The organism is Micromonospora sp. NPDC093243 (genome assembly GCF_044753725.1).
Lineage (GTDB): Bacteria > Actinomycetota > Actinomycetes > Mycobacteriales > Micromonosporaceae > Micromonospora.
The window spans coordinates 1-21,636 of the sequence record NZ_JBIVNT010000017.1; the positions used below are offsets into that span (position 1 = coordinate 1).

Consider the following 21,636-nt stretch of genomic DNA (forward strand, 5'->3'; position numbering starts at 1 on the left):
ATGAGCGGCCAGGACATCCGCAACCTCGGCACTGTTGACGACAGCGGATGGACTCAAAAGCTGCTGTCGGCGCAGCCGGCAACGGTGGCATAGCGCGCTCACGCAGTTAGGTTGGCCTTGCCTGGCCGTTTACGTAGACGGGCCGGCTATCGTTGGCTCGCGACCGAAACACGCTGGCAACGGGCTCGGTCTCCGGCCATAGAACACCCGCTGGCCTGTGCCCTAGCCCGCGGGATAGGGCTACTCCACACAGCCACACTCCATGGTGGCTGCCGCAGACATCATGATCAGATATCAGGCCACCAATCGCAGCACGCTCGAACATGTGGTGAACCCCTTCGGAGCTTCCGGAGGGGTTCACCATTCCATAGTCCATCGCAATCATCACGATCTCGGTAGTTCCCGACCGCGTCGTGATCTTTCGCCGCCGCGGCGACGGCTTCTTGCGCCGCTGGCCGGCGCCGCGGGCATGAAAGACCGCTCCAGCCGGCCACGACGCATAGCCCGAACCGCACCCGCCCGCGGGTGCCAGGTGCTGCATCTGCGTACCAGCCGGCGTTGGGGACCCGCGCGGATCGGGAGACGCCTGAATCTGCCCGCCTCGACATATCACGCGATCCTGCGCCGCGCGGGCGTTACCCGCCTGGCCCACCTCGACCGGGCTACCGGAGAGCCGATCCGCCGCTACGAACACCCCCATCCCGGCGACCTGGTCCACGTCGACGTCAAAAGCTCGGCAACATCCCCGACGGCGGCGGCAGGCGCACCCAGGGCCGTGTTCGCGGCGAACTCAACCGCACCGCCACCGCAGGTCACCGCACCGACGCGTGGGGCGGCGCCCGGCTCGGCTACGCCTACCCCACACCGCGATCGACGATCACTCACGGCTGGCCTACACCGAAATCCTCGACGACGAACGTCAAGAGACCGCTGCCGCGTTCTGGCAACGCGCGCACGCCTGGCTCACCGGCCACGGCATCACCATCGCCCGGGTGTTGACCGACAATGGCTCCTGCTACAAGTCCCGGCTTGTGGCGCGACACCTGCACCCAGCTCGGTGTCACCGTCAAGAAAACCCCGCCCCTACAGGCAACGGTGAATTCGAGCGATCGTCGCAACGCTGTCTCGTGATCAGGATGCCAGAGCGGAGTGGAAGACGTCGTGTGGCGTGCGCCAGCCGAGGATTTTGCGAGGCCGGTGGTTGAGGGGTCCTCGACCATCCTCAACATGTCCGGCCCGTGCACGGCCAGGCTGCTGCCCTTGGGGAAGTACTGGCGCAGGAGCCCGTTGGTGTTTTCATTGGTGCCACGCAGCCACGGACTGGCCGGCCTGGCGAAGTAGATTCCGTCACGGAATATTCGGCCAGTTGCTCGTGGTGCGCCATCTCGGAGCCCTGGTCCCAGGTCAGCGTCAGCCGCGCCGACTTCGGAAGCTGCTCCAGAACGTTGATGAGCGCAACCCGGAGCTGGTCGGCGCGGTGACCAGCCGCAGGTGCACCAGCCGCAGATAGCGGCTGGTCCGGTCGACCAGGGTGCCAATGGCGCTCTGGCTCATCCGCCCCACGATCGGGTCGCCTTCCCAGTCCCGATGCGAACGCAGTCGTTGACGACGGCAGGCCGCTGATCGATCAGCAGTGCTGGAGCTATGAACCGGGACTGCCGCTGGTGGGCACGGCGACGCCGGCGCCGCAACGGGCGACCGGTGCGCAGCCGTCGACTCAGCCGCCGACTCAAGCCGCCGCGACCACCGTGGTAGAGGGCCTGGTAGATCGTCTTGTGGCAGATATGCCAGTCACCGCGGTCTGGAAACGCGCGACGCAAGTGCAGGGCGATCTGCTCCGGGCTCCAGTCCAGCTCAAGCTTGTCCTGCACCACGTCACGCAGCTCGGAATCGAGGTTGAGCTTGCCCGCCGCGGGCGCCTGGTGCGCTGTCGGGCTCGCGATGAGCCAGATCCCCGTCGTACGCCTTGTCATGTGAACGCGTGTTGCGGCGCAGCTCACGGCTAACCGTCGCTGGCGAACGATCAATCCGACGGGCAAATCTCACGCACACCCAAGCCCTGACCACGCAGGGTGGCGATACGCTGCCGCTCCAACAGCGACAGGTAGCGGTTCGACCTGGCGGCCTCAGCGATCCGCGCCGGCGGGACACCGCCATTCTCCGCCCGCCACCGATAGCCGGTCTTGCGAGTGTTCCCGACCATCCGACACGCCTGCACCGTTCCGATCCCCGACAACAGCAGCTGCCAGTACCGGGCCTCCACATCCAACTGCCGCTTGCGCCCACGCTGTCCCATCAACACATCCAAGTGATCTAGGAGGTGTTGCGACAACTACTGGAACCCACGCGCCGCCAGAGGGTCAGTTTTCCCTACCTTGTTGATCGTCCGGGCTGTCGTACTGTCCGGGCAGCCGGGAGCACCGGGGCATGGCTTTTGTTTTCTGCCGTCGATGGCTTCGCTTGATTGGCCACCCCGGTGCTCCACGACGTCTTGACCGCTGATTGAGATCTGCGACATCGATCGCTGCGTAGGGAATGGACGGCGAGCGCGTCGACGGCACTCCGACCACGAACAGGGAGGGCTGGATGCAGCAGGTCGAGCAAGCATGGGCCGGGATCGACGCCGGCAAGGGCCATCACCACCTGGTGGTCATCGACAGCGACGGGCGCCGCCTGCTGTCGCGCCGGGTGTCCAACGATGAACCGGAACTGGCTGCGGCGATCACCGCTGTCCTCGCCCGAGCGGAGAAGGTGACCTGGGCCATCGACCTGGCTGACGGCCCGGCCGCTCTTGCCATCACGCTCCTGCTCGAGCACGGCCAGCGGGTCCTCTACCTGCCAGGCGTGGCAGTCAACCGTATCGCCAGCGCCTACCGCGGTGAAGGCAAGACCGACGCCAAGGACGCCGCAGTCATCGCTGACCAGGCCCGCATGCGCCGTGACCTGCGTGAGCTGCACCTCGATGACACTCTGCTCGCTGAACCTCGCATGCCCACCGCGCCGACCTCGCGGCCGATCGCACCCGCACCATCAACCGGCTACGGGGACGCCTGCTCGGCATCTTCCCGGCCCTGGAACGCGCGCTCGACTTCACCAACCGCGGACCGCTCGTGCTCATCAGCCAGTTTCAGACGCCGGCCGCACTGACCGCAATCGGGCGAGAGGAACTGGAGCGCTGGCTCCGCGAGCGCAAAGTCCGTCACGCAGACAAGCTCGCCACCGCAGCGATACATGCCGCCGACGCTCAGCACGTCCGCGTTCCCGGTGAGGCGATGGCCGGAGAGCTCATCGGCCGGCTTGCCGCCACCGTCCTCGACCTCGACCGGCAGCTCACCGAGCTGGACAAGCTCATCGCTGACCGGTTCCACCGCCACCACCACGCCAAGGTAATCACCAGCATGGTCGGCATCGGTGACCTCCTCGGCGCGGAGTTCCTCGCCGCCACCGGCGGCAACCTTGACGAATTCGCGTCCGCTGACCACCTCGCCGGCTACGCCGGACTGGCACCCACACCACGCGACTCCGGTCGGCGCGTCGGCAACCTCCACCGCCCCAAGCGATACAACCGCCAACTCCAACGCGTCTTCTACACATCAGCCCTGATCAGCATCCAGCGCAGCCCAGCCTCGAAAGCCTTCTACGAGCGCAAACGAGCCCAGGGCAAAAACCACGGCCAAGCCGTCCTCGCCCTCGCCCGGCGCCGCGTGAACGTGCTCTGGGCGATGCTGCGCGACGACCGACCCTACGAAGAAGGCCAGCCCCTGACCGCCCTCGCCACTTGACAAACAGCATTGAGAATCACGCGTCGCCGACACTCTCGACCAGCGACCAGAACTCGTTCACCTGCACCTGCGGAGTCTGACACGAGCAACCGCCATCCGTTCTTCACCGCCCCCAGGGACCCTGCGCCTCTGAGGTTGAAAATGGCTCAATCACCGGCACCACGCACTCGGCGGCCCACCCGCCAGCCGCGTCCCCAACCTCTCTGGGCAGAACACCTCGCCAAGATGGCCGAGTTATCCGTTAGCGAGACAGCCCCCGGTGGCGCCGCCGATCTGGAGCGAGTGCGGTTCCTCGTATTCCTGCTGGTGATGGTTGATTTCCGTTGTCTGACGGTAGCCTGGATGCTATGATAGACCGACCGGTCGGTCGGAAAGTGATCGAGGAGGCGTCGTCCTGACCCGTCTTCAATGGCTGAGTTCGGCGCGGGGTCGATCGCGACCGGACAAAAGCACCCATATGCGGAGTCGAGGTAGAGGTTCGCCGCACCGGATGACTGGGAGATTGATGATGGTGAGGTATATGCTGATCATGCGCGGCACGGAGGCCACTACGAAGGCGGCGATGGCCAGCGACTTGCTCGATGTGTTAGGCCGCTTCAAGGACGACGTCATCAAGGCCGGGGTGTTGATCGCCGCTGAAGCGCTAAGTGACCCGGCGGGGGGAGTCGTCGTTCACTTCACAGGGGATGCTCCGATCGTCACGAGTGGACCATACGCCGAGGCGAGGGCGCTATTTAGCGGGTTCTATCTGCTTGACGTATCCTCGAAGGAGGAGGCAGTCGAGTGGGCGAAGCGGATCCCGGCCCTACCAGACCTGAAGTGCGAGGTACGCCAGGTGCTTAGCCTCGACGAAGTCTTTTAGCGCATGATCGTATGCAGAGCGGTTGGTCGCGAGTTTAGTGGGCTGTCGATCCACTGACGGAGCGGATCAATGCGCGCCGCGGGTCCGGGAGTTCGGTGCCCACGACACGGTTGAACCGCAGATCCAGGTGTCGTTGGCGGAGTTCCAGGCGATGCCGACACCGGTGATCATGGAGCGGGTTGGTAGGCCCGAGGCAAGACGGTGTTCTGTGATCGGGTGCAGAGGTTGCGGGCGTTGTTCCGACGCGTCAACCCTGCTCAGCGGACGGATTATCTGCCGGGTGAGCTGGCGCAGTGTGATCTGTGGTTCCCGCCGGCGGACGTGCCGCTGGGCTTCGGCCAGACTGGCCGGTGTTGGTGTGCGGCTATTCGCGGTGGCTGTGGGCGGTTGGATCCCGACCAGGCAGTCAGCGGATCTGCTGGCCGGGCACTGGACGCTGATCAGTGAGTGGCGTTGGGTGCCTATGGCGTGCCTCTTTTGGGTAGTCGTTGACCTGTGGCCCCGCAAGATCTACGCCGACTGCGGCTACGACCACGACAAGTACCGCCGCCTCGTCCGCGCCATCACTCCGGTCATCGGCCGCCGCGGCCACCCGCACGGCTCCGGCCTCGGCCGGCGGCGCTGGGTCGTCGAACGCAGCTTCGCCTGGCTTCACGCCTTCAAACGACTCCGCACCCGCTACGAACGCCGCGCCGACATCCACGAAGCCCTGCTGAGCCTGGCCTGCGCGGCGATCTGCCTACGCACACTACACAACTCAAAGTGAAACGATCTCTTAGCGGCAGTGTAGGCTCGAAGACCGCCGCTGACGACCTAGGGCTGCGTGCCGTTCGTACGAGGCACGACCGGCGACGAGCGGGTTCTAAGGCACGCGCCCTTATCAACATCGTCGCCTTGATGCGTATGTACAGGCAGCGCGGAATGCAGGCCAGGGTGAAGGAGCTCGTCTCGTGCGAGGCCACGGCGCGGTAGCTGTAAGGTGTAGCGCCGCAGGATGTCCGAAGCGCTCACCTCGCACGAGGGTGATTGCAGGAGGGGTAATCAGGCAAGCGGACGCCCAAGTGGCGATCCCCGTCGGACGCCACCTCCCGACGGCCGTAAGAACAGGTGCATGGCGTGGCGGGTTGCGTCGTTCGGTCCACCTACCTCGAGTTCGACGAGTGCGGCTTCGATAACGACGCCGACCCACAACCGCGCCGCACCTAGCGGCTCCTCCCACCCCATCGCCCTGAAGTCCGCGGCGCAGATCTCGGCCAGCTGTGCACTTCGCACACGTACCGCGTCGGCGATCGGTGCCACGGCGCGGGCCTCGAGCAATAGAGCGCGAACACCGCGGTCGCGCAGGCACGCGTCGAGGTAGGTCCAAGAGCCGGCGAGCAGTCGGTCAACGCCAGGCGAGAGCGGCTCGATAACGACCAGCACCTCGTCAATCACCCGATCGTGGAAGCTGCCGTGCAATGCTAGTAGATAACCTGCCCGGTCTTTGAAGTGATGAAAGAACGCTCCCTTGGAGACGCCGGCCTTCTCGACGAGGATGTTCACACTGAGTCCCGCGAGTCCCGTTCGTTCAGCGAGCCGGAGCCCAGTATTGATCAAATGCTCGCGAGTCTGAGCGGCCGCCACGGCACGTGAAGTCATCACCGGCGGACGGCGATCGCGCGACCAGCCGTCTTGTATCCATGCTCCGCTGGATGGCGAATTCTCTTGCTGCGCATAGCCACATGATAACACCCATGCCGACCGGTCGGTCGGTCAGCTTGTCGACATACCCTGATGGCGACGTTGCTCCCGGGAATGCTTGACCGACCGGCCGGTCGCTACGTCTGATATGATGCTCAGCGACCGGCCCTCGCGCGCTGGCCTCCGGTATCCGGCCTTGGGTGGACGCCCGCCCTGACACGCCTGCGGTTGGCCGTGGCTGGTCAATGGCGCTCGCTCCGAGGGCCAACCGTGTCGAACTGAGGAAGGACGGACATGAAGTCCTATCCCTATCGCAACCCCTATGTAGAACTGTCGGGAGTGATCGACCATCGGGCGGTACGTGCTGCCGGTTACCGCGAATGCCATTTCGATGCCGGGGCCGTCCGCATCAACTATGTGGTTGGCCCGGACAACGGGCCGCCGCTGGTCCTGATTCCCGCCCAGATCGCGACGTGGGAAAGCTATGTTCGGGTCCTCGTTCCGCTGGCACGTCATTTCCGCGTCTACGCGGTCGATGTGCGCGGGCACGGGAAGTCCAGTTGGACGCCGGGCGACTACTCGTGGCGGCATCTCGGCTTGGACATGAAAGCCTTCTTATCCGAGGTAGTGCGGTCAGCGGCGATCATCTCTGGCAACTCCTCTGGTGGGCTCGTCGCGCTCTGGTGCGCCGCTAACATTCCTGACCAGGTAGCGGCCGTTGTCCTCGAGGACGCTCCCGTGTTCTCGGCCGAATTGCCTCGCTTCAGAGATCAGGACAGGTTCGTCTACCAAGGGTTGAAGCACGTGGCGCAGGTCTTGAAAGACAAGGACAAGCCTGATCTCACTGGCTATCTTCGTGGCCAGACGCTGCCGGTCTCCGAGACCCGTGAACGCCAAGTTCCGGACTGGTTCGTTTCCTTTCTGTCACGCCGCATTCATGCGTTTCAGCGACGCCACCCAGGCCAGCCAGTGGACATCCGCTACTTCCCGCTCAAAGTGCGGCTGCTGTTCAAGTCTCTGTCCATGTTCGACTCCGACTTCGCTCAGGCGTTCGTCGACGGCCGGTTCTACGACGGCCTTAACCATGCTGAGGCGCTCGCTCGTGTCTCGTGCCCCACTCTGGTATTGCATGCTGACTGGCGCCGGCTTCGGCGACACGGACTGGTCGGTGCGATGGACGACGACGACGCATCTCGGATCCGTGAGCTCGTGCCCCACAGCAGATACAGGAAGGTCCGAGCCAACCACGTCATCCACATGTTCAAGCCCCGCACATTTGTCGCGGAGCTCGAAGCCTTCGTGCGGCAGGACGTCTCGCCCTCTCGGCGCACTGAGCAAGCCCAGTGATCGGGCGGTACCGACGTAGGTCCATTAGTTGACAGGCACTACCCGGCTTTGGAGGCGGCTCGGAACCCCTCGCCCGATCCCGCCGTCGGGCCCACCTGATCACGTGGAGAGGAACCACGAAGACTGGTCGGGTGGGCCCACCTCCGGGGAACCGACCGCCGAGCGAGAGGATCTGGCATGGACCTTCAGGCAAGCGACGAGAATCGACGACACTACCTTAGCCCCGCCGGCCTGACTCCGGCCGGAAGCGCCGGACGGCCTCGAGATTGCGTGCAGAGCGTTCGGAGCAGTCTCGGCCAAGGCCCTCCTCTCCAACGACTAAGCAGCGAACTGCAAAAGTGCATGGGAACCTACGGCGCGCCTGGTGTGACCCCTAGGGCGCGACCTCTTGTTTCTGGTCCCGCGCGCTGCTGTCGTGACCCATGCCACGACATTTTCAGCGATCACCCATTTCATGGTGTCGACGATGCAACAGCGTCGCTGAATTCGTCATCGGCATGACTGAGAGGTTCTTGGCCAACACGTCGGCCGGGCGGCGGCGGGATTACGGACTGTTGGTCGCCGCCCGCGGCATTTCGACGTTTGGCGCGGGCATCGGCCCTGTGGCGCTGGCGTTCGGCTTACTCACTCTTCCGGGTGGCGGGCCGATCGCACTTTCGCTCGTGCTGACCTCCCACGCCGTGCCGCAACTGCTGCTTGTTCTTATCGCTGGGACGCTCGCTGACCGGTTGCCACGTCCTCGCCTCCTCGTGGCTGCTGAGAGCGTCGCGGGTGTAGCGTGGGCAGCCATCGGCATCATGCTGGTGACCTCGGCCGCGCCAACGGTTGTGCTGGCCGGAGGCGCCGCGCTCGCCGGAATCGCGGCGGCCGTCGTCGGCCCGGCGCTGACCGGCCTCGTGCCCGACATAGTGCCGGCCGAGCGACTCCGCAGTGCAAACTCCACGCTCAAGACCGCCACGCACGCGGCCCGACTCGCGGGCTTTGCCGCTGCAGGGCCGACGGTGGCGCTGATCGGCCCCGGCTACGCCTTGTTGATCAACGCGGGCACCTTTCTCGTCGCCGCCGCGCTCGCGGCCTGCCTGCAGCCCTCCCGTCCAGTCGCGCCGTCGGATTCGGGGATGGTTCGAGACTTGCGAGACGGCTGGCGCGAATTCAGCAGCCGACAATGGCTGTGGGTACTCGTTTCAGCGTACTCGTTCAACTACGCCGTGGTGACCGCCGTCACGGGTGTACTCGGTCCGCTTGCCGCACGTGCGTATCTCGGCGGCGCCACCGCTTGGTCGTTGATTCTGACTGCTCAGGGAATGGGGACGGTGGTTGGCGCTGTAGGGGCCCGATGGGTCGATCCTGCTCGACCCGCCCTGGCCGCGACCGCGCTCTTCCCGACGCTCGCGGTACCCATGATGCTGATGGCCGGCGCTACACCACTGTCGCTCGTCGTGCTTGGCGCCGGAGCCGGCGGGGTCGCCGCGGGCTTGGTCTCGGTGCTCGCTACCACCGTCATGCAGCAACGCGTTCCGGCGGCGGCGTTGTCGCGGGTCAGTGCCTACGACTGGCTCGGCTCGCTGGCGTTAACGCCGTTGGCGCTCGCGCTCGCCGGGCCAGCGGCCGAGGCCTTCGGTCTCCGCCTGACGCTAGCTGCGTGTGGCGTGATTGTGCTGATCGCGAGTATTGCGGCGATCGGCGCCCCACAAGTGCGCGCCTTGCGGAGATTCGACTCGTCCAGGCAGCAAACGAACCTCGCTGTCCTGGCCACCGAGAATCCGCGCGGACCGCAGCCGGCGCGTTGACGGCCTGCGGGAGATTGTCGGCGGCAAGGAACGCATGCTACGCTCGCTCGGGCTGGCCGACCGACCGTCCGGTCGGCCAGCCCGAAAGATGGCTGTGCGATGCCGAGAACCGACTGGCGCGGAGACTGAGCTGCGTGGCCTACGACTACGTCGAGGTCAACACGGCATGCGGCAGCGGGTGCCAGTGTTTCGCGCGCAAATTGGAGGGTGTTGCGATGAGTCGACTTCTGCTTCCGGTCGCTGCGGCGCAGGGCTTGTGGATGCGGCGGACGGTGAAGATGGCTCCGCCAGCGGCCGGCCCGACAAGCGGTAGGGTAGCCACACATGCGGGACAGCCGCTGGATCTCGTCGTGCTGGGTGATTCAACTGCGGCGGGGTGCGGAGTTGGCAATCATCAGGATGGCTTCGCGGCGAATTTGGCGGGCGTGCTTAGCACGCGTACCGGACGACCGGTGCACTGGAAGGTGGTCGGGGAGTTCGGTGCCACTGCGCGCCGTATCCGCTACCGCCTCCTGCCGCAGGTCGGCGACGAGTTCCATGTTGCGGTTCTTCTGGCCGGGGGCAACGACGTGATGGCGAGGCGGAGCCCAGAACAATGGCGTGAAGATCTCTCTGTCATCGTGAACGGCCTCGTGGAATGCGCCGACCAGGTGGTGGTTGTTGGTATACCGCCGTTCGGACTATTTCCCTCATTGCCGACTGCTCTTCGCCGCTATCTAGGCAGCCGGGCAGCGGCACTGGATGAGGTCTCCCGGCAGGTATGCGCATCGCATCTCTGCGCCACTTGGGTCACCACGACTGGCGCCCCGCCACCCGAGTTCTTCGGTTCCGACCGCTTCCATCCGTCGGCCTTCGGTTATCGCCTCTGGGCACGGCTGGCAGCGGACGCCATCGTGCTCTGAGCGGGGGCATCGCCGCCCAGCATATACGCGTGAGGCGCTAGGACGTCGCTATGCGGCTACACCACCTTGACTGTGGAAGTGGAACAATGCGCCCTACCGTTCAACCGCCGTCGAATGAACCGGTGGATCATTCGCTCGGAGATTGGCAATCTGGTATTTCCTGCTCATCGAGGCAGCAGGTGGTTTGGTATTGGCCAACGTCGTGTTTGGCACTCAGGAAAGGATCAACCAGCATCGCGATAAACTGCTCGTCCCTGACCGCTCCCGCCGGCCCGCCCGCCGGCTCCTGCCCCGAGGTACCTCGCTCGTCATCTGGTCTCTCTCCCGTGATCGGTCGATCAGCCGTCATTTCCACAGTCCGGGGCCCGGCTGGCTCGGGTACGGAGTGCGAACGCCGTGCTAATCGAACGGGCGTGGCGCCCTTCCGGGGTCGCAGTTCAGATCGTCATGGCCGATGGAAAAGTAGATCGGCAGCCCGCTTCAGCACCTGCGCGCGGGTGCTCTCGCCATGGTCGGCCGCGAGGAAGTGCTCGCCGATGGCGAGGCAGAAGGCGAGCAGACTGCGGGCCTCGATCTCATCGGGATCCAGGCAAAAGGTGCGGATCATCTCACGGAGCAGCGCCATACGACGGTTGTCAACCCGCCGCAGGCGCTCGGCGACCGCCTCGTTGCGCCGTGCCCAGCCTCTGATCGCGAGGTCAATCGGCAGCAGGCGATCGCTGGAGAATGTCAGCACCCCCGCGCGCCGAATTTTCGTTCCCGGGTGTCCCCCCTCGCGCTCGATGCGGTCGATCACCTCGTCGATACTCTCGCGCTCCCACTCCTCGAGCATTGCTTCGAGCAGCTCGCTCCGATCGTTGAAGCAGCCGTAGAACCCACCCTTCGTTACGCCGAGCGTTTTCGCTAGCACCTCGACCCGAACCGCGTCAGGGCCGCCGTCCGCGAGTGCCTGCAGGCCCACCTCGATCCACCTTTCACGTGGAGTGCGCGCAACGACCATCTGCTCCCCCCTCCATCTATACGTTGCCGTATATCATCTGGTAACCTGCGTTTGTACGGCAGCGTATACCCAATGGGAGAGGTGGTGCGATGACCATGGGCTTGGTTGCCAGCGCGGTCGGGGTGAACAACGTCCCGGAATCCTTCCGCGCACTTAGCTCGCTACCCGAGATTGACTACGTCGACCAATTCACGCTGGCCACGGATGTGGAAGCCAGCCCGGAGCGGTGGGCCCGTGCGATGTTCGGCAACATTCCGACGCTCACGGAGTTGCTGATCTGGCGCGGCCTCCTCCATATACGCCTTGCCCAACTACCATCGGCGGACACCGTCGCCGGATGGCGAATCGGCGGACGCGCGCAGGACTGGATCCGGCTCGAGGCTGCGTCTTGGTTCCTGAGTGGGAACCTCGTCGTGCGGACATCCCACGAACGGGTGTCGCTGGTTACCTGCCTGCAATTCAGCCGATCCGTCGGCACCCACGTGTGGCACCCCTTGTCCGTAGCCCACCGTCAAATCGTGCCGGGATTGCTTCGCGCAACCGCTGAGCGGATCCGAGCTGACGACGCCCGCCACGTCGATGAGGAGCAGCCACAGAAAGACCGACAGCGAGCATAACCATGGATCACCGTGACGCGGCCCCGATACCCCGACCGTCTCACGGCCAGACCCATGCAAGGCGACCCGAGGGGCACCATGAATTCAAGGAACGGCGCATTCCACCACGTCGGAGACCAGGCCCGCTACCTGCCGACCCTGCAAGGCAGCTTCCACAATCTACTGCGAGACGAATTCGAGAACGCTATAAACCAGATGCCGCCTGGGGTCGAGCGGCTGCTGGCCGCTTCCCGGGCCTACCTTGACGTGTGCCTGCGTCACCCCGGAGTGCGAACCCCGCTCCTCGAGATCCCCGCCGACGCACCCATCGCCGACGCCGTCCGTGCACACGACGCACAAATGGCCGAGATCTGCAGCGCAGACTTCCGCGCGATGGGCTGGCCGCAACCACTCGATGCGGCGAGGTTGTGGGTCGGCATTGTCGCCGAGGGCGCATTCGTGGAGTTCGACACCGGTGGTAGCAACGATAACCTTCGCGCCGTCCTCAGGTGGTTCCTGGGGTGCCGACAAACTCAGCGCGGGTAAACTCGCCGATTACCGCTTCCGTAGAAGCTGTGACAGGGTGTAGTCACCGAGCCCCTGAGGGACGTTTGTAGCTCGGGAAATCTGCCGCATCGTCGGGTTCGTACGCCATACGGGGCGCTAGCAGCACCCGGTCGGCGAGGTCGCAGCGGCCCCGACCGACCGTCAGCGATGGAGTCCCCCGACACGCTCGGCGTGGTCGGAGACGTGGGTGTAGGTGGCGGTGCGTTGCCCGCCGGCGAAGTACCGCGACAGGCGCCGCGCCGCGATGGACGTGCCCTTGACAGGGAACCGCTGCCCGCCCGACGACGACAGGGTGTCCGAGCCGGAGCTTGCCTCAGCGTGAGCCTGTGGCGGTAGTTCACAATCGTCCCGTTCGCCGCCTCCAGGGTCTCCTGGCGGAAGTACCACTCGGCGGTCCAGGCGAGCACGTCGTAGGGCACCCCGCACGACTCGGCTATCGCGGACAGGCCCGTGTTCGTGGCCTCGGCGATGATCACGTCATCAGGTTTCGTTTGAGCGCAGCGGTCCGGTTGACCTTTCCGCCAGGGTGCACCAGAGGGTCGGTGAACCCGGTCCGGGCATCGACTTCCATCAGCGCGCCGAGGCCAGCAGCAGCCGCGGCAGCATCGCGGCCATCTCGGCGTGCAGTGCGTCGGCCCCGCCCGGCGCATCCTCGGCGGTCAGCGACGGATCGACCAGCTCACCTTCATCGGTTTAGCCGAACCTCGTCCGGGTGAACTTTGCCCGCGGGTCGTCTCCAGGTCGACCACGGCGGTGTGCAGCTCGTCGTCGGCTTGCGCGATCGCTTCGACGGCGTCGGCCGGGTGGAACACCAGCGCGCAGAACTCGACGCGCTGCGGTTCCCACCGCTCGGCGGTGAGCAGGAACGACGTCGGGTCAGCGTAGCGACGCGACCGGGCACGAACACGTCGCCGGAGCGCAGCCCGTCGCGCAAGCCCACCAGGACGCACGGCTACCAGTAGGTACGCCGTCACGTCGCCGGCCTCTGCGGCGGCCAAGCGGCCACTGCCTCGGTGGCCTTATCAGCAACCGCGAGATTGTCCGCTGTGACACCTCAGCTACGTCTGCACCTCGGCCGGAGTCGTGTGACCTCGGCGGTCGCCAGGCCTGTCGCGGACGAAGCCATTGCCACTGATCTTGGCCAGAACAGCAGCAACGCCCTGTTGAAGCATGTGCCGCCGTCATACAAGGACGCCTTGTGGATCGATCGCGATGACGACCAGGGTAGGTGCTGTTGGCAGGGCGGGGCACGGATTCTCCTTGCAGGGCCAGGAGGGCGTCCGGCGAGGAGGGCAGACCAACTTCGGGATAGACAGAACTCTCGCTGTCAACGACGCTGAAAACGAGCTCCATGGCGCCAGCTGAAGACGGAACCCGTGCTGCTGGGCGATCTCTAGTCGTTGGTCTTGGTGGCTGCGGGGACCGGCGGGGGTCGCGGTCCTTGAGTCGAAGCTGGTGCCCTTCAGAAAGATGACTGGCGTGGACGCGGCGGTCGATCATGGCCGCGGCGACGACGTCGTCTCCGAAGACCTCGCCCCCACCGGCCGTAGGGCTTGTTGCTGGTGACAATGAGCGAAGGCGCGTTCGTAGTGGATGGAAACCACCTGGAAGACAGGTTCTGCCGCTTTGGCTTCTACGGGGGTTTAGCCGACCTCGTCGATGATCAGCAACGGATCCGCCCGAGCTTGCCAGTTCGTCTCGGAGGCGGCTGGCGCGGTGGGCGTCGGCGAGGTGGGACACGCCCGATGCGGTATCTGCTGCACTGCCTGCTCGGGATGTCACAGTAACTCAGCTCGACCCGCGCGACGGGTAGGACCGTGGAGAAAGGTGCGGTGGCCGCGTCGCGCTACCGAACGGGCCCTGCGGAGAGGGCTGCGGGACGACCCGTCACAGGCCCAGGAACCTATCCCTTCGTCGGCGCATCCACCGAACCGCTTGTAGGACGGCCTGGTGGACCAGCACGCCGGCCCCGGCGTTCACAACGCCTAACGCCGCTGAGGCGAGCAGTGCGGGCCCGGTGGCGACGGTGCCGTTGGCGGCGAGCACGGCTGGCCAACTGATCGCTGCGATCGCAGGCGGTAACCACCACCAGCGCCCGAGGACAAGGCCGAGCAGAATCATCGTTGGGATCAACGCGCCTCACTGTCGTCCTGGATGTGACGGTAAGGAGTTGCGGCTACGCGAATTTCGCCCTCCGGCATGCGCCTGCAGCGTAGGGGTTCAAGTTTAACCAACTGCGCCAGGGAATCCGAATGGCGATGCCCGGTGCGCTAAGAAGTTAGGCCCTCACTCGCGCGTCGTCGCACCCGGCTGGCGTAGACGAACGCGTTCCGACACGGGCTGCACATACCGTGAATAGTGGCAGGCCGGCCGTGCAGCTATCGTCGGCGGGCAGAATGGGCCATGTCGGCCCAACCGCCTGTAATGCCTGCAAAGAGTGGATGACTGCCATCAGCAGTCATCAGGTCAGCATCGCCGGCTACCCACTCCCGGCTGATGTATGGCGGGCGAGGAACGGCAGGACGGCATGGAGGAAGGCCTGAGGTTTCTCCGCAAATGGAACATGACCAGCGTGGAGGGGATGCCAGACCGCGTGCGGTATTGACCGCTGCGCGGACCGGCCGTCGCGCCCGAGGATCGGGTCGCGGACGCCCCAGACCAGCAACGTCGGGGCCGTGATCTCGGCTGCCCGACGACGGAGGTCATGCTCGGCGGCCATGAAGCTGCGCCACACTGCGGCCTCCACGGCGACACTTACCTGATCACCTCGGCGTGCACAGTCGCGGGCAATCATCTCCTCCACGACCGGAGTGCGTCTGCGAAGGTAGATTCTGGGCAGCCGGCCCACCAGCGCACGGGTCAGGATTTCGGTCCCCTTCAGCCAGATAAGCGCACGGGTGAGCACGTTAGGACGAGTGAACCCGCCGCTGTTGACCAGAATCAGCGCCGATACCATCTCTGGACAGGTGATCGCCATCCGCGCCGCGGCATACCCGCCGACGCTGTTGCCCAGGAAGGCCGCTCGCCGCAAACCCAGTCCTGCTACGACATCCGGCAGTATTTCGGCATATGCCATAGCGGTGGTGGTCCGCGGCTGGGGCGGGGGCGGCGAGGCCCCATAGCCCGGCCAGTCGATCGTGTAGGTCGTATGCCGCTGCGCCAAAGCGGGCACGATGGCGGCGTAATCGCGCCCGTCTCCGGGGTTGGCGTGCAGGAGGACAAGGGGCGTTCCCCTCCCGCGTACGGAGACCGCGACCGGCCCCAACCGGGTCTTGACAACCCGGCAGACTCCTACTGTGTCGCTCATCGTCGACACTCGACCGGCTGTTTTGTGAGCATGGCGCGGTGCATTGGGACGATCCATGGGGACCCGATGGGTGCGGTAAGACGCGAGCCATCTTTGCTTTGGCCGCGCGTCGTGTCGGATTCAATCCCTCCCATGAGATGACCTTATCGTCGACCGCCCGGTCGGTCAAGTAAAGCCTGCTGTCCTCGGCTCGAGAGAATTGTTGGCTTCCAGGCAGCCTTAGAGCTCCCAACTCTTCGAGCTCTGCGCCAGCAGATGCTGGCGCAGGCGAGGGGTGGGGTGGGGAAAGCTTGTGGATGTCGTCGCGAATCTCCCAGCGGATGCGGAGCGGCGGAGCCAGCGCAGTAGGGCGATGGTTTGCTCGAAGAAACCAGCGTCGGGTGCCGACTCCGGAGCCGTGGCTGACGTCCGCGTCGGGCAATGACCGCTGAGATGCCCTTGTCTCGCCGCTGCCGGCGGTAGCAGTCGTAGTCGTAGCCGCGGTCGGCGTAGAGCTGCCTCGCTCGCTGCGGCAGACGGCCGCGTATGCCCTTGATTCGGGGAACCTTGTCGACCAGGGGCGGCAGTTGGGTAACTCGTGGCGGTTGCCACCGATCAGGGCTGCGGCGAGGGAGATCCGCCAGCGTCGGTGATGACGTGATGTTTGAGCCGGGGCGGCGGTGGGGGCTCGGAACGGTTTCTGGGCCTCGTTCGAGCGGGCCTATGGTGTTTGCAAAAACCAGCGGAGGGTGTCGCGGGTGGCCTCCTGGCGGCAACCGGCGTCGAGTTCGATGAGTGCGCCCTCGGCGACAAGACCCACCCACAACCTAGCCGCGTCGAGTGGGTGCGGCCAGGCCATCGCCTGAAAGTCCGCAGCGCGGAGCTCGGCCATCTGCGCGTTGCGCGCCCTGACGGCGTCGGCGATGGGCGCCTCGGCGCGGGCCTCGAGCAGCAGGGCCCGCACACCACGGTCGCGCAGACATGCATCGAGGTAGCTGTGGGAGGCGACCAGCAGCCTTTCGACGCCGGGTGGCATGTGGTCGATCGCTTTCGAGATCTCGTTCTGCAGTCGATCGTGAAAATTGCGGTGCACCGCGAGCAGATAGCTGGTCCGATCCTTGAAGTGGTGAAAGAAGGCACCCTTCGACACGCCGGCAGTTTCGACTAGGATGTTCACGCTCATTCCGCCAAGTCCGGTTCGCTCGGCCAGCCGAAAGCCTGTGTTGATGAGGTGCTCGCGCGTTTGTGCGGCCGCCGCCGCCCGTGCGTTGGTCGCCGAGGGGTCACGCTTGGCCACGGTCGGTCCACCACCTGAGTTCCCTGATCTTGGGCATAGACGGTATGCTACCGGTCTACCTTCCGGACGGTCGGCCAGCGATGGGAAACTTGCGCGTGTTCCGGTTGTGGGGAGTATGTCGATCATGGTGATTGCGTCGGCGAACGAGACCCGGCGGTCGTGACCAGACGGCTGCCCCGTGTCGTCGTCGGCAAGTCGAGCGCTCGCCATGTTCGCTTGCATTTCGGCTATTACATCAACTCGCGAGTGGTGCCACGTCCGCCGGCCGCGTCTATCCGGCGCTGTTCATCGACGCCATGGTGGTGAAGGTCCGGGACGGACAGATCGTTAACCGGCCTTTATATGTCGGCGTTAGCGTCGGCGTGGACCCTCGAACCCGCGTGCCGGACGGAGGACTTGGGGCGCGCCATCAGCTCTGGCGTCGTTTGGTGAGCCACTGCATGACGTGCAGGGCGTGCGGGGCGGGCTGCGGGATCGGGTGGAAGACGTGCTCAATGTGCCCGTCGGAGACGATCAGGGTCAGACGCTCGTACAGGGTCATGTCTGCGGCGGTGAAGGTGGGCAGCCCGAGCGCTGCGGCCAGGGTCAGCCGCGGGTCCGGAATGAGTGGGTACGGCAGCCGGAGCCGGTGCACGAGTTCCCGTTGGTAACCGGTCGACTGTGCTGACAGCCCGTAGACCCGGGCGGCGCCGGCGTTGAGCAGTTCCGCGTGATGATCGCGCAGCCAGGTGGCCTGCTCGGTGCCGGCGCGCGCGCCGTGGACCTCCAGCAGGCTGTGCGGCAAGTCCACGCCGGGCCGACCGCTAAGCGGGTAAACAAAGATGACGGTGCGCCCGGCCCCGAGCGCGGAAAGATTGATTGGCCGCCCGTCGGTGGCGTAGAAGGCGAGCGGCGGCATCGCCCCGCCGGCGAGGTCGGCTAGGTCCGCCACCGCGGCGGCCGGCCGCCCACTAACGATCTGCTCGGCGGCGGCGTCGAGGCGGGCGTTGAGGGCGTCGCGCTGGGCAGTCAGCTTGGCGATGCGCTCCTGCAGGCCGATGATGGTGCTGCGGTAGGTCGCCAGTGCGGCGGCGCAGACACCGGCGTCATCTGATCCGTCGGCGATCGACTCGACGAACGGTCGGGTCTCCTCGACGCTGAGGCCCAGCGCCATGAGCTCACGGATCTGCGCGACGAGGCGCACCGAAATCGGATCGTACTCGCGGTAGCCGTTGCTCAACCGGCGCGGCACGACCAGCCCAGCCGACTCGTAGTAGCGTAACGCGCGCACCGTCGTTCCGGTCCGTCGTGCCAGCTCACCGACCCGCATTCCGCGACTATAAACCCGCACCCTCGGATACGGGTCAAGGTCGTCCTCATCGCGCTGGAACAGCCGCCCTTCTGTGCCACTGTGAGCCTCCTGAAACAGACACCCCGAACACAGGGAGGTAGAGCGATGACCGCAATCAGCCGTGTGATCGGCCGGCACGTCCTCGACAGCAGCGAAAACCCGACGGTGGAGATCGATGTGGTACTCGCGCACGGCTCGACCGGCCGTTCCTGCGTACCGACCGGCGCGTCGACCGGCGCTCACGAAGCGGTCGGCCGGCACGACGGCGATCCCGACGCATCCACGGCAACGATTTGAGCCGGGCCGCCATCGCTGTCAACGGCGAGATCGCCGCGGCGGTGACCGGCATTGATGCCGAGGACCGACACCGGTGGACGAGACCTTGATCGCGTTGGACGGCACGGACGATAAGAGCCGGTTGGGCGCCCACGCGACCGCCGGGTGTCCCTGGGGACCGGCGAAGGCTGCGGCACCGCCTACCGCTCTACCGCTACGTCGGCGGCGTCGACGCCCGCCTCCTGCGCGTGTCAACGATGAACATCAATGACGGCGCGCGCCGACAACCGGCTCAACTTCCAGGAGCTCATGATCGCCCTGATCGGCGCGGCAATTCTGCCCGAGGGGCCGGCTGGGGCTCGCAAGTTTTCCACAAGGTGCATCAATCTCTCGCGGCGGGCGGGCATATCACCGCCGTCGGCGACGTGGGCAGCTGACCTCCCAATTCCCGATCACCTCAATCGAGGACCCGATTGCCGAGGACGACCTGTCCGGATGGAAGCGGCTGACGACCCCTCGCGGGTCAGCGGACCCAACTGGTCGGCGACGACGTCTACTGCACTGACGCCGACCGGCTCCGCGACGGCATCGACGGTCAACACGCCGACGCGATCCTCGTAAAAGGCCAACTAGACCGGCACTCTCACCGAAACGCCAACCACGGTCACGACAGCCCAACAGGCCAGCTACCGACCTGACCGTCGGCCGCGGCCAGATCAAAGCCGGATCCCTGTCTCGCTCCGGCGCACTGCCAAGTACAACCCACTCATCTGCATTGGGAGGAACTCGGCGGCGCCGCCAGTTACCCCTCCCGTCAGCGGTGAAGCATCGGATCGAGTTGACCTGGACCCCGGGGTGCGGGTTTACCGTCGTCGGATGATCAAGACATCGAGCGGCGACGTCGATTACGAGATTCACGGCCATGGGTACGCGACACGGCGGCGTCCGGACCCCCGGATCGCGGCGACCATCGGCGCCGCGTTGGGCGAGGCCCAGACCGTACTGAACGTCGGCGCGGGAGCAGGCTCCTACGAGCCGGCCGACCGATATGTCGTCGCCGTCGAGCCCTCCGCCCGGATGCGCTCCCAGCGCCCGCTGACCGCCGTGCCGGCACTGGACGCCACCGCCGAGCGGCTGCCGTTCGACGACGGGGCCTTCGACGCTGCGATGGCCATCGTCACCGTGCACCAGTGGGCCGATACCGCACGCGGCTTGGCAGAGCTACGCCGGGTCGCCCGTGGCCCCGTCCTAGTGCTGACCTTCGATGGCGACGAACTCGACCGGCTCTGGCTCACCGAGTACGCCCCCGAACTCATCTCCTCAAGGCGGCGCCGCTACCCGACCATCAGCAGCATCGCGGACATGATCGGAGCTGACGTACAGGTCATCGACGTGCCGATCCCGATCGACTGCCTCGACGGTTTCATCGAGGCCTACTACGCCCGCCCGGAGCAGTTCCTCGACCCGCAGGTCCGGGCCGCGCAATCCGCCTGGCACTTCGTCGACCGGGCCGCTACCACCCGATCCCTCGACCGCCTGCGCGCCGATCTCGACTCCGGTGCCTGGGACATCCGCCACGGACACCTACGCAGCCAACCGCAGTTCGCCGGATCGCTACGCCTGATTGTGAGTCACCAGTGACCGAGATGAGGAACTACCTGCGCAGCCTGCCGGTTTTCGCCGGCGACCTACCCACGTTCGACCCGTCCACCGCGCCGCAACAGCCGAACCTGCTATTCGCCGACTGGCTCACCACCGCGGTCGAGGCCGGCGTCCGTGAACCGCACGCTATGACCCTCTCGACGATCGGCGCCGACGGCCTACCATCCGCCCGGATGCTCCTACTCAAGAACGTCGATCGCCACGGCTGGCAGTTCGCCGTCCACGCGGGCAGCCCGAAAGGCCGAGACCTGCAGCGGTATCCCGCCGCCGCGCTCACCTTCTACTGGCCCTCGCAAGCCCGCCAGGTCCGCATCCGCGGCCAGGTACGTCCCGAAACCGCCGAGCGTAGCGCCGCGGATTTCCTTGCCCGCCCGGCCGGCTCCCGCGCCGAAGCCCTCCTCGGCAGGCAGAGCCAACCCCTGCCCGACCGCGACACCCTCGAGGGCGCCGTTGCACACGCCCGCGCCATGATCGCCGACGAGCCGCACCTGGTCGTCCCGCAGTGGACGCTGCACACCCTGCACGCCGAGGAGGTGGAGTTCTGGCAGGGCGACAAACACCGCCAACACACACGGCTCCGGTACGCCCGCACCGCGTCCGGGTGGGACCGCCAGCTGCTCTGGCCGTAACGATTGATGAACTGCCGGCGGGGCGTATACGAGGCCCGGTCGGTCAGCCAGGACGGCGAAGGCCCTTCAGGTCGGCTTGACGAACTATCCAAATACCGGCTGACAACCAGCATTGGTCTGCACCCAACACCGGCGATCCGGCCTGTTGGCTGGTTCGGGGTGACCATGCTCGGTTGACTGCTCGGCGGCTTCCTCGCCGGGGGAGCGTGGATTACGCCAGTCCTATGGTGGCCGCCGGCACGATGCGGTCGCCCGGTCTTGAGGATCCTGACTCTGTTAGCTCGCTCGTCTGGCAGTGCAGCGCGCCATCCATCGACTCGTTGGCGCCGGCGTCCATCACTCGGAACAGCTTCGCGTGCAGGAGACGCCGGGGAGCTAGACTAGGTGGGCCTCGGACCGGTTCCAGGTCAGCCTAACGACGGCTTCGCATTGGACCGACCGTTACCGGGTAAAGGGATCTGCGGTCACGGCGGAGCCGGTCGAGCCGGCCGCATCGCTCACCAACACGCACGGCGGCCCCGTTGAAGCACAAAGTGCGGAAGGGGTGAGAAGCGGACGCGTTTAGTTGGGCATGCTTCTATCGCAAACAACTAGCTCGCCGCGAAAACCGAGTTGGCCGCCGATATGATC

The 21,636-nt window shown here is 65.8% G+C and carries 16 protein-coding genes and 4 pseudogenes; 13 read left to right on the forward strand and 7 right to left on the reverse strand.

Translation table 11 applies throughout. The features are described 5' to 3' along the window. Positions 1-1,131: 1,131 nt before the first annotated feature. A pseudogene (locus tag ACIP9D_RS32370) lies at positions 1,132-2,203 on the reverse strand (IS30 family transposase). Positions 2,204-2,586: 383 nt separating this feature from the next. Here ACIP9D_RS32370 and ACIP9D_RS32375 point away from each other — a divergent pair. From ACIP9D_RS32375 to ACIP9D_RS32385, 3 genes and pseudogenes are all read left to right on the forward strand, one after another. After that, positions 2,587-3,782: pseudogene (locus ACIP9D_RS32375) on the forward strand (IS110 family transposase). Positions 3,783-4,302: 520 nt separating this feature from the next. Continuing rightward, positions 4,303-4,644, forward strand: a complete 342-nt coding sequence (locus ACIP9D_RS32380) for a YciI family protein (protein ID WP_350877405.1) — start codon at positions 4,303-4,305, stop codon at positions 4,642-4,644. 499 nt (positions 4,645-5,143) lie between these two features. Next, positions 5,144-5,410, forward strand: a pseudogene (locus tag ACIP9D_RS32385) (transposase); the annotation flags it as partial. A gap of 275 nt (positions 5,411-5,685) precedes the next feature. On the opposite strand, the gene ACIP9D_RS32390 reads toward ACIP9D_RS32385, so the two are convergent. Then, positions 5,686-6,282, reverse strand: coding sequence for a TetR/AcrR family transcriptional regulator (locus ACIP9D_RS32390; protein ID WP_350877419.1), 597 nt, complete (start codon positions 6,280-6,282; stop codon positions 5,686-5,688). 336 nt (positions 6,283-6,618) lie between these two features. On the opposite strand from ACIP9D_RS32390, the gene ACIP9D_RS32395 reads away from it, so the two are divergent. The 3 genes from ACIP9D_RS32395 to ACIP9D_RS32405 all read left to right on the forward strand — a co-directional run bounded on the left by ACIP9D_RS32395 (position 6,619) and on the right by ACIP9D_RS32405 (position 10,363). Then, positions 6,619-7,671 carry an alpha/beta hydrolase gene (locus ACIP9D_RS32395; RefSeq protein ID WP_350877403.1) on the forward strand — a complete coding sequence of 351 codons (1,053 nt, stop codon included), beginning with the start codon at positions 6,619-6,621 and terminating at the stop codon, positions 7,669-7,671. Between the two features lie 497 nt (positions 7,672-8,168). Beyond that, positions 8,169-9,461 carry an MFS transporter gene (locus tag ACIP9D_RS32400; RefSeq protein WP_350877401.1) on the forward strand — a complete coding sequence of 431 codons (1,293 nt, stop codon included), beginning with the start codon at positions 8,169-8,171 and terminating at the stop codon, positions 9,459-9,461. Between the two features lie 134 nt (positions 9,462-9,595). Continuing rightward, positions 9,596-10,363, forward strand: coding sequence for an SGNH/GDSL hydrolase family protein (locus tag ACIP9D_RS32405; RefSeq protein WP_350877399.1), 768 nt, complete (start codon positions 9,596-9,598; stop codon positions 10,361-10,363). 445 nt (positions 10,364-10,808) lie between these two features. Here ACIP9D_RS32405 and ACIP9D_RS32410 read toward each other — a convergent pair whose 3' ends face one another. Further along, the gene (locus ACIP9D_RS32410) at positions 10,809-11,324 is read right to left on the reverse strand and encodes a TetR family transcriptional regulator (RefSeq protein WP_350877397.1); all 516 of its coding nucleotides are present in this window, start codon (positions 11,322-11,324) and stop codon (positions 10,809-10,811) included. 128 nt (positions 11,325-11,452) lie between these two features. On the opposite strand from ACIP9D_RS32410, the gene ACIP9D_RS32415 reads away from it, so the two are divergent. Both ACIP9D_RS32415 and ACIP9D_RS32420 read left to right on the forward strand, forming a co-directional pair. Continuing rightward, on the forward strand, positions 11,453-11,980 hold the full coding sequence (locus tag ACIP9D_RS32415; protein WP_350877396.1) for a hypothetical protein: 528 nt from the start codon (positions 11,453-11,455) through the stop codon (positions 11,978-11,980). 78 nt (positions 11,981-12,058) lie between these two features. Further along, a complete protein-coding gene (locus ACIP9D_RS32420) occupies positions 12,059-12,505 on the forward strand; it encodes a hypothetical protein (protein WP_350877394.1) in 447 nt (148 codons plus the stop codon). A gap of 180 nt (positions 12,506-12,685) precedes the next feature. On the opposite strand, the pseudogene ACIP9D_RS32425 reads toward ACIP9D_RS32420, so the two are convergent. The 4 genes and pseudogenes from ACIP9D_RS32425 to ACIP9D_RS32440 form a co-directional block, all read right to left on the reverse strand. Next, positions 12,686-13,524: pseudogene (locus ACIP9D_RS32425) on the reverse strand (Tn3 family transposase); the annotation flags it as partial. A 1,481-nt stretch (positions 13,525-15,005) separates the two neighbouring features. Next, positions 15,006-15,890: an alpha/beta fold hydrolase gene (locus ACIP9D_RS32430; protein WP_400451382.1), complete on the reverse strand. Its 885-nt coding sequence runs from the start codon at positions 15,888-15,890 to the stop codon at positions 15,006-15,008. 643 nt (positions 15,891-16,533) lie between these two features. Further along, entirely contained in the window at positions 16,534-17,109 is a 576-nt protein-coding gene (locus ACIP9D_RS32435) for a TetR/AcrR family transcriptional regulator (RefSeq protein WP_350877390.1), read from the reverse strand. Between the two features lie 409 nt (positions 17,110-17,518). Continuing rightward, entirely contained in the window at positions 17,519-18,418 is a 900-nt protein-coding gene (locus tag ACIP9D_RS32440) for a MerR family transcriptional regulator (protein WP_350877388.1), read from the reverse strand. Between the two features lie 126 nt (positions 18,419-18,544). Between ACIP9D_RS32440 and ACIP9D_RS32445 the strand changes: the two genes are divergently transcribed. From ACIP9D_RS32445 to ACIP9D_RS32465, 5 genes are all read left to right on the forward strand, one after another. Next, entirely contained in the window at positions 18,545-18,736 is a 192-nt protein-coding gene (locus tag ACIP9D_RS32445) for a hypothetical protein (RefSeq protein ID WP_350877386.1), read from the forward strand. Between the two features lie 439 nt (positions 18,737-19,175). Next, entirely contained in the window at positions 19,176-19,280 is a 105-nt protein-coding gene (locus tag ACIP9D_RS32450; RefSeq protein ID WP_400451384.1) for a hypothetical protein, read from the forward strand. Beyond that, positions 19,252-19,413: a hypothetical protein gene (locus tag ACIP9D_RS32455; RefSeq protein ID WP_350877415.1), complete on the forward strand. Its 162-nt coding sequence runs from the start codon at positions 19,252-19,254 to the stop codon at positions 19,411-19,413. The genes ACIP9D_RS32450 and ACIP9D_RS32455 overlap by 29 nt, the downstream gene beginning before the upstream one ends. 178 nt (positions 19,414-19,591) lie before the next feature. Continuing rightward, positions 19,592-20,356, forward strand: coding sequence for a class I SAM-dependent methyltransferase (locus ACIP9D_RS32460; RefSeq protein ID WP_350877384.1), 765 nt, complete (start codon positions 19,592-19,594; stop codon positions 20,354-20,356). A gap of 5 nt (positions 20,357-20,361) precedes the next feature. After that, on the forward strand, positions 20,362-21,006 hold the full coding sequence (locus tag ACIP9D_RS32465; protein WP_350877413.1) for a pyridoxal 5'-phosphate synthase: 645 nt from the start codon (positions 20,362-20,364) through the stop codon (positions 21,004-21,006). Positions 21,007-21,636: the final 630 nt, after the last annotated feature.

Excerpts from the sequence above, each read along its gene's own strand:
- ACIP9D_RS32440 (WP_350877388.1), bottom strand. The coding sequence starts at position 18,418 with ATGCGGGTCGGTGAGCTGGCACGACGGACCGGAACGACGGTGCGCGCG.
- ACIP9D_RS32390 (WP_350877419.1), bottom strand. The coding sequence starts at position 6,282 with ATGACTTCACGTGCCGTGGCGGCCGCTCAGACTCGCGAGCATTTGATC.
- ACIP9D_RS32400 (WP_350877401.1), top strand. The coding sequence starts at position 8,169 with ATGACTGAGAGGTTCTTGGCCAACACGTCGGCCGGGCGGCGGCGGGAT.
- ACIP9D_RS32415 (WP_350877396.1), top strand. The coding sequence starts at position 11,453 with ATGACCATGGGCTTGGTTGCCAGCGCGGTCGGGGTGAACAACGTCCCG.
- ACIP9D_RS32395 (WP_350877403.1), top strand. The coding sequence starts at position 6,619 with ATGAAGTCCTATCCCTATCGCAACCCCTATGTAGAACTGTCGGGAGTG.
- ACIP9D_RS32430 (WP_400451382.1), bottom strand. The coding sequence starts at position 15,890 with ATGGATCGTCCCAATGCACCGCGCCATGCTCACAAAACAGCCGGTCGA.
- ACIP9D_RS32380 (WP_350877405.1), top strand. The coding sequence starts at position 4,303 with ATGCTGATCATGCGCGGCACGGAGGCCACTACGAAGGCGGCGATGGCC.
- ACIP9D_RS32465 (WP_350877413.1), top strand. The coding sequence starts at position 20,362 with ATGAGGAACTACCTGCGCAGCCTGCCGGTTTTCGCCGGCGACCTACCC.
- ACIP9D_RS32420 (WP_350877394.1), top strand. The coding sequence starts at position 12,059 with ATGAATTCAAGGAACGGCGCATTCCACCACGTCGGAGACCAGGCCCGC.
- ACIP9D_RS32460 (WP_350877384.1), top strand. The coding sequence starts at position 19,592 with ATGATCAAGACATCGAGCGGCGACGTCGATTACGAGATTCACGGCCAT.
- ACIP9D_RS32445 (WP_350877386.1), top strand. The coding sequence starts at position 18,545 with ATGACCGCAATCAGCCGTGTGATCGGCCGGCACGTCCTCGACAGCAGC.